8 protein-coding genes and 1 tRNA gene are annotated in these 6,695 nt (G+C 68.2%); 3 read left to right on the top strand and 6 right to left on the bottom strand.

Going from position 1 to position 6,695, the window contains the following annotated elements; translation table 11 throughout:
• Window positions 1-154 precede the first annotated feature (154 nt).
• The 3 genes from V7053_RS04585 to V7053_RS04595 all read left to right on the top strand — a co-directional run bounded on the left by V7053_RS04585 (window position 155) and on the right by V7053_RS04595 (window position 1,993).
• The gene (locus V7053_RS04585; RefSeq protein ID WP_334171090.1) at window positions 155-772 is read left to right on the top strand and encodes a GNAT family N-acetyltransferase; all 618 of its coding nucleotides are present in this window, start codon (window positions 155-157) and stop codon (window positions 770-772) included.
• A gap of 81 nt (window positions 773-853) precedes the next feature.
• The gene (locus tag V7053_RS04590) at window positions 854-1,798 is read left to right on the top strand and encodes a hypothetical protein (RefSeq protein WP_334171091.1); all 945 of its coding nucleotides are present in this window, start codon (window positions 854-856) and stop codon (window positions 1,796-1,798) included.
• A gap of 122 nt (window positions 1,799-1,920) precedes the next feature.
• Window positions 1,921-1,993 (top strand) — tRNA-Ala (locus tag V7053_RS04595).
• Between the two features lie 67 nt (window positions 1,994-2,060).
• On the opposite strand, the gene V7053_RS04600 is transcribed toward V7053_RS04595, so the two are convergent.
• From V7053_RS04600 to V7053_RS04625, 6 genes are all read right to left on the bottom strand, one after another.
• A complete protein-coding gene (locus V7053_RS04600) occupies window positions 2,061-2,537 on the bottom strand; it encodes a DUF805 domain-containing protein (protein ID WP_334171092.1) in 477 nt (158 codons plus the stop codon).
• Window positions 2,538-2,618: 81 nt separating this feature from the next.
• Entirely contained in the window at window positions 2,619-3,470 is an 852-nt protein-coding gene (locus V7053_RS04605) for an amino acid ABC transporter permease (protein WP_334171093.1), read from the bottom strand.
• Window positions 3,467-4,114 carry an amino acid ABC transporter permease gene (locus V7053_RS04610; protein ID WP_334171094.1) on the bottom strand — a complete coding sequence of 216 codons (648 nt, stop codon included), beginning with the start codon at window positions 4,112-4,114 and terminating at the stop codon, window positions 3,467-3,469. The genes V7053_RS04605 and V7053_RS04610 overlap by 4 nt, the downstream gene beginning before the upstream one ends.
• Window positions 4,115-4,129: 15 nt before the next feature.
• Entirely contained in the window at window positions 4,130-5,104 is a 975-nt protein-coding gene (locus V7053_RS04615) for a glutamate ABC transporter substrate-binding protein (RefSeq protein WP_334171095.1), read from the bottom strand.
• Between the two features lie 70 nt (window positions 5,105-5,174).
• The gene (locus V7053_RS04620) at window positions 5,175-6,164 is read right to left on the bottom strand and encodes a malate dehydrogenase (protein WP_334171096.1); all 990 of its coding nucleotides are present in this window, start codon (window positions 6,162-6,164) and stop codon (window positions 5,175-5,177) included.
• Window positions 6,165-6,225: 61 nt separating this feature from the next.
• Window positions 6,226-6,695, bottom strand: a 470-nt coding sequence (locus V7053_RS04625; RefSeq protein ID WP_334171097.1) for a CorA family divalent cation transporter, incomplete at its 5' end; no start/stop codon positions are given.

Raw genomic sequence — 6,695 nt, forward strand, 5'->3', positions numbered from 1 at the left:
GCCGGTACGACACGGGGGACAAGCTCAGCTACCTCAAGGCCGTCGTCACCCTCGCTTGCGGACGCGAGGAGTTCGGTGAGGAACTCCGCTCCTGGCTGCGAGACTTCGTGTCCGAGGGTGCGGATGTGCCCTCGGCCGCAGGCGCCTGACGGCGATGTGGGGGCCCGGCGTCTGGCCGGTCTCGCTCGAATCGGGCGATATCGGTCTGCGGCCGATCCGCCTCTCCGACCGCGCCGAGTGGATGGCGCTCCGTGCACGGAACGCTGAATGGCTCGCGCCGTGGGAGGCATCCAATCCGCAGCCCGGGGGAAGCCTCCCCACCTTCCGCCAGATGGTTCGCTCGCTGAACCAGCAGGCGCGCGAGGGTTCGGCGCTGCCGTTCGTCATCACGCTCGCGGACCCGCATGAGGCCCGGCCGCCCATCGTGGGCCAGTTGACGGTCTCTTCGATCATCTGGGGTTCTGCCCTCATGGCGACGCTCGGCTACTGGGTCGACCATGAGCACGCGGGCCGTGGGATCGCCCCTACGGCGGTGGCTCTGGCCACCGACCACTGCTTCTTCTCCCTGGGCCTGCACCGCATGGAGATCAACATCAGGCCCGAGAACAGCCCGAGCCTTCGGGTCGTCGAGAAGCTCGGGTTCCGGTACGAGGGACTTCGCCCGCGGTACCTGCACATCGCGGGACGGTGGGCGGACCACGAATCGTTTGCCCTCACGGCCGAAGAGGTGCCCGAGGGCCTGACGGCTCGCTGGCTCGCGTCCCGGGCCTGAAATCGGAGCGTCTTGCCGGAGTCTGACGACACACCGGCGTGAATCCGGCGGCACGCTCTGCTCGCCTCCTACGGTTTTGTCATGGACTTCACTCTCAGCAGCTCGACGGTGCTCGGAGCCGCCGTTGTCCTGTGGCTGCTGTGGGGTGCGCCCTACCTGTTGCGCCGTGTGCGGCCCGCCGGAGACGCAGGCGTCTACTGGGCCGAGGCCACCGCGGACGACGACGAAGGGGCGCGTGCGCCGTCGTCGGTCGGGATGCAGGGTCCCCGCATGGCCTCGGAGAAGCCCGGACCAACCCCCCTCACCACCGCCCATCGACCCCCCGAGGAGGGGAAGCACTTGACCGACCCGAACCCGGGCCCCAGCAGGCTCCGAATCCGCTGGGGACGGTGCGCTCTGGCCGGAATCGGTCTTGCCGGCCTCTTCGTCGCCGCCATCGGAGGTGTGCTGGCCGCGCTCCGGATCACGGGAGGAGTCGTGCCGCTTGCGGGGATCGCGGTGTTCGTGGGCTCGGTCGTGGTTCTGCGGCGTCTCGCGGTGGCGGATAGGCGGCGCCGCCTTGACGCGGCCTTCCGCTCGGCCACGGCTGCCTCGCCCGTTGCCCCGCCCCGGGCCCCAGAGACTCCTCGTCGGGAGGCGACAGAGGTGTTCGACCACCAGCCCGTCGCCGAACCGGCAAAGGCGCCCCTGAGCCGCGACGATCTTCGCGCAGCGGCTCTCGAAGTGGCGCGCGCCGCGCAGAAGTCCGCTGCGGAGACAGCGAGCCGCGAAGGTGTCGCGGACGTTGAGCCGTGGGAGCCGGTCGAGGTGCCGAAGTCCGCGTACATGGAGTCGGCGAAGGCCGAGCGAGAGGCGCCCGAACCGCTCGAGGAGCCGGGCCAGCCCAAACCCGAGGGCAAGGTGACCCTCAGGCCGAAGCCCGAGCCCGACGATGCGTCGGGCGTCAGGACCGTCCCTGCGGCACGCCCGGCGGCTCGCGGTGCGCTGGGCAACCTCGACGCAGTCCTCCAGCGTCGTCGGGCTTGAGGCCTCCCGCAGCGGGCTTCCGGACCGCCACCGCGTGCAGTGGCTGGAGGGATGCCGAGGGGCCAGGCCAATTTGTCTTGAAGGTCTGTGGCCAGTAAGGTTGAACCCGCATCAAGCACCACGGGGTCTTAGCTCAGTTGGTAGAGCGCTTCGTTCGCATCGAAGAGGTCAGGGGTTCAAATCCCCTAGGCTCCACGTGTGTCAGGGACGCCCGGAAGGGCGTCCCTGAGTTTGTTAAGCGATCACGCGAGGTCGAGGCGAGTCACGCCTGCGGCGGGTATGGCTGTTGCGGATAGGGCGGCGGAGGATAGGCCTGAGTTGGCCGGTCGAAGCGCTGCCCCGCTGGGTTCGGCGGCATGATCATGAAGACGAACAGAGCGATCCAGCCGAGCACGGGGATGAGAGCGAGCAGGAGGAACCAGGCGCTCAGGTTCACGTCGTGGAGCCGGCGTGCCCCGACGGCGAGCGAGGGGACGACGGTCGCGAGGAACCACAGGCCGCCCAGCGCCGTCGACGTCCCCGTGTTTCCGTTTGCCGTTGAACCAGCGGCGTTGAGGATGCCCGACACGATGGCGGACGCGAGGGCCCACCACCAGTATTCGCTGCGACTGGCGCGCCCGCTGAACACCGCGTACTTCATCCAGAAGCGTTTGATCGCGTCCACGGGCGGAGCGCCGTAATAGGGGAGTTCGAGAGGGACGTTGCCCTGAGGTGAGTAGTTGGGCTGGTAGCTGGCCATCGGCCGGCCTCCTCTGCCGAGGGATTGATAGCGCCCATGCTAGGAGCAGCCGCTGCTCGCCCGGAAGGGCCCAAGGCCCCCTCACCCGATGCCGGCAGGCACTCCTGTCCGCGACGCCCGCGCCGGGCGGGCCGTCCGGCGGGAGATTCGCCGCTCGAGATACCTCGCGAAGTGCGAGATGAGGATGTTGGTCACGACGTAGACCGCGGCGATCACGAGGTACGTCTGGATGAGGTGGTTGGTGTAGGCCGTGAGATTGTTGGCGGTCTTCATGAGCTCGGGGTAGCTGACGGCGTAGCCCAGCGTTGTGTCCTTGAGCAGCACAACGAGCTGGGCAACCATCGATGGCACGACGATCCGCACAGCCTGCGGCAGGACGACGAAACGGGTCGCCTGCGAGCGGCGCAGCCCGATGCTCAGCGCGGCCTCGACCTGACCCGCAGGAAGGGCCAGGATGCCGGCGCGGAAGATCTCCGCCATGACCCCCGAGCTGCACAGGGAGATCGGGATGACGAGCTTCCAGAAGATGTCCGGGTTGATTCCGTAGGTCGGGAGCCCGCTCACGAAGATGTACACGACGAGGAGCAGCGGAACGGAGCGGAAGAACTCGATGTAGGCCGTGGCTGGCCACCGGAGCCACGGCCGGTGCGACGTGCGGCCGATCGCCATGAGGAGCGCGGTGGGGATGGCGATCACCGCGGATGCGCCCGCTGCGATCGCGGTGTTCCCGAGACCGGCCAAGAGGAACTGGATGTAGGGCCACTGTGTGAACTCGGCCCAGCGATCGCCGGCGAGCTGCCCGGCAGCGCCGAAGCGCTGGATGATGAGGACGACGACGGCGGCGATCACCAGGATGCTCGCCGCCGTCACGATCCGGATGACGCGCCGACCGCGGGGCCCGACGGCGTCGAACACGTGCTCTTGTGAACTCATCGCTGCACCCTCCATCGCTTCTCGAGCCAAGCACCAAACCCTCCGGCGAGGAGGGAGATGACGACGTACGCGAATGCGGCCACCATGTACGCCGTGAGGCCGAGCGCCGCCTGGTTGTTGATTTCCGAGACCTGCAGGGTGAGGTCCTTGACTCCGATCACGCCGGCCAGGGAGGAGCTCAGGAGGATGCCGATGAAGACGTTGACGAGGGGCTGCACGACGCTCCGGTAGGCCTGCGGGAACAGGACGTGGCGGAGGACGCCGAAGAAGTCGAGCCCGATGGATCGGGCGGCCTCGATCTGGCCCACCGAGACGGCGTTCACCCCCGTCCTGATCGCCTCGCACGTGAAGGCCCCGCCGAGCAGGGCCATGGAGACCGCCGCGCATGTGAAGAGGTCGAACGTGATCCCGATGTCGGGCAATCCGAACGTCACGACCACGAGCAGGCTGATGAGCGGGATGTTGACGAACAGCTCGACGTAGAGCCGGCCCACGGCCCTCAGCGGGACGATCGGGCTGATCCGGAACGCCGCCGCGAAGGTCCCGAGCACGAGCGAGCCGATGAAGCTCACCGCGGTGAGCCTCGCCGTCATCCACAGCCCGGCGAGCAGCTCCGGCAGGTAGGTGGTGAACAGCTCCTGCATCGCGTGCCCGGGGCTTCAGGCGCTGATGGCCGGGGGAGCGGGCGGCTCCGTCTTGACGACCTGCCCGACGGTTGCCTTCCACAGCGCCGCCCAGGAGCCGTCGGCCTCCATCACCTTGAGCCATGCGTTGACGAACGCGAGCGCGTCGCTGCCCTTGTGCAGCCCGATCCCGTAGGGGTCCGACGAGCCGAAAGGCTGGCCCACGAGCTTGACGTCGTGGTTCTGCGCCGCGTCCGAAAGCAGGATCGACTGGTCGATCACGTACGCGTCGACTCTGCCCTGCTGAACGGCCGCGAGGCATTTCGGGTTGTCGTCGAACGTCTGGACGTTCGCCTTGGGCGCGTACTTCTGGAGGAGGGCGACGCCGGTGCTCGCCGACTGCGTGGCCACGTTCTTGCCCGCGAGATCGTCGACGGAGTTGATGTTGTTCGTGGTGGACTTCACGAGGATCGCTGACTGGGAGACGTAGTACGGTCCGGCGAAGTCGACCTTCTGCTGCCGCGCCGGAGTGATGGAGTAGGTCGCAACGACGAGGTCCACCGAGTTGTTCTGGAGGAGCGTCTCGCGAGTGTCCACCGTCACCTGGCTGAGGTTCTCCTTGGGCTGGCCCGTGATGTACTTCGCGAGGAGCTGGGAGATGCCGGCGTCGAACCCGGCAACCTTGCCCGTCGCGGGGTTCCGCAGCGAGAAGAGGGAGGAGGTATCGGTTCCGCCGCGGTTGATCACGCCGCGGGCCTTGATGGCCTTCGCCCAGCCGTTCGCCTCGACGAGCGATGCGTCTGCGACGGCCCCCTTCGCCAGGACCGCGTCGTACGCCGTGAGGTCGATGACCGACCCAGATGCTCCGCCCGAGCTTCCCGAGCCCGAAGGCGCCGGGAGCGAGGGCGAGCTCGAGCATGCCGCGAGCGCTCCCGCCCCGAGGGCCCCGATCCCGAGGCCCAAGAGCCCGCGGCGCGAGAGCGCACCCCGGCCAATCTCGATCCGATCCATGGCAGTTCCTCCCCTTCCCGTGGCGGTCGCGCGTGTCGGCCGCAGTGTGGCCCCCAGAGGCCGTGGCTTCCTACTCGATGAGTCCGAGCGCGCGCACGGCCTCCCGTTCCTGCTCAAGCTCACGCACCGAGGTCTCGATGCGCATCCTCGAGAATTCCGGGACCTCAAGCCCCGGAACGATTTCCCAACGCCCCTCGACCGAACGGACAGGGAAGGAGCTGATGAGTCCCTTCGGTACCCCGTAGGAGCCGTCCGAAACGATGCCCGCTGACGTCCAGGAGGCTTCGGTGCCCCAGATCCAGTCGTGCACGTGATCGATGGCTGCGCTCGCGGCGCTCGCTGCCGAGGAGGCTCCGCGCGCCTCGATGATCTCGGTTCCGCGCCGAGCGACGCGCGGGATGAACTCCTGCTCGACCCACTCCTGGTCTACGAGCGAGGCGACCGGCTGCCCACCAGCGGTCGCGTGGGTGATGTCGGGGTACTGGGTGGCAGAGTGGTTTCCCCACACCGTGAGGCCGTCGATCTCCGACGTGCGGCACCCGAGCTTCGCAGCGAGCTGGGCAAGCCCCCTGTTGTGGTCGAGGCGGGTCATCGCCGTGAAGCGTTCGGCCGGGACATCCGGCGCATGCGCCGCAGCGATGAGGGCATTCGTGTTGGCCGGGTTCCCGACGACGAGCACCCGGACCTCGTCCGCGGCGTGGTCGTTGATGGCGCGCCCCTGCGGGCCGAAGATGCCGCCGTTCGCAGCGAGCAGGTCCGCGCGCTCCATCCCCGCCGTGCGGGGGCGCGCACCCACGAGGAGGGCGACGTGTGCGCCGTCGAACGCTACCTCGGGCCGGTCCGTGACGTCGACGCTGTCGAGGAGCGGGAACGCGCAGTCATCGAGTTCGAGCGCTGTTCCCTCGGCCGCATGGACGGCCGCCGGTACTTCGAGGAGGCGGAGCCTCACGCGAGTCGCGGGCCCGAGCATGGCGCCAGTCGCAATGCGGAACAGGAGGGCGTAGCCGATCTGGCCGGCGGCGCCCGTGACGGTCACCGTGGACGTGCGAGGCTCGGTCATGGTCCTCCTCGTGAGGCCGCGTCACCGGGGCGGCGCGCAGCACGCCCAGTCTAAGCACGGCTCACAGCCACTTGCGCCATTTGAAGATGAGCCACAGGACGAACCCCGCGACCACCATGAGCGCGAGGCCGTAGGGGTAGCCGTAGTCCCACTGGAGCTCGGGCATGTTCTTGAAGTTCATGCCGTAGATTCCTGTGACGAGTGCCGGTGCGAAGAAGATGGCAGCCCATGACGAGATCCGCTTGACCTGCTCGTTCTGTGCGAGAGCGGTCTCGTTCTGCCGGCTCGCTGTGAGGGTCCCGTCGAGCACGAGCGCGTTCTGCAGGATGTCTCTGAAGGCATCCGCGCGCGAGATCACCTGCTCTACGTGGTCGCGCACGTCGCGGAGGCTTCGCTGGAGCTCGAGGTCTACGTGGTACTTCTCGAATCCCCGCTCCAGACCGTCGATGAGGTGGCGCAGCGGATGGATGGCCCGCTGGAACTGGATGACCTCTCGTGTGAGCTCGTAGATGCGCCGTGAGACGGCAGGGC

The organism is Sinomonas sp. (genome assembly GCF_036848755.1).
GTDB lineage: Bacteria > Actinomycetota > Actinomycetes > Actinomycetales > Micrococcaceae > Sinomonas.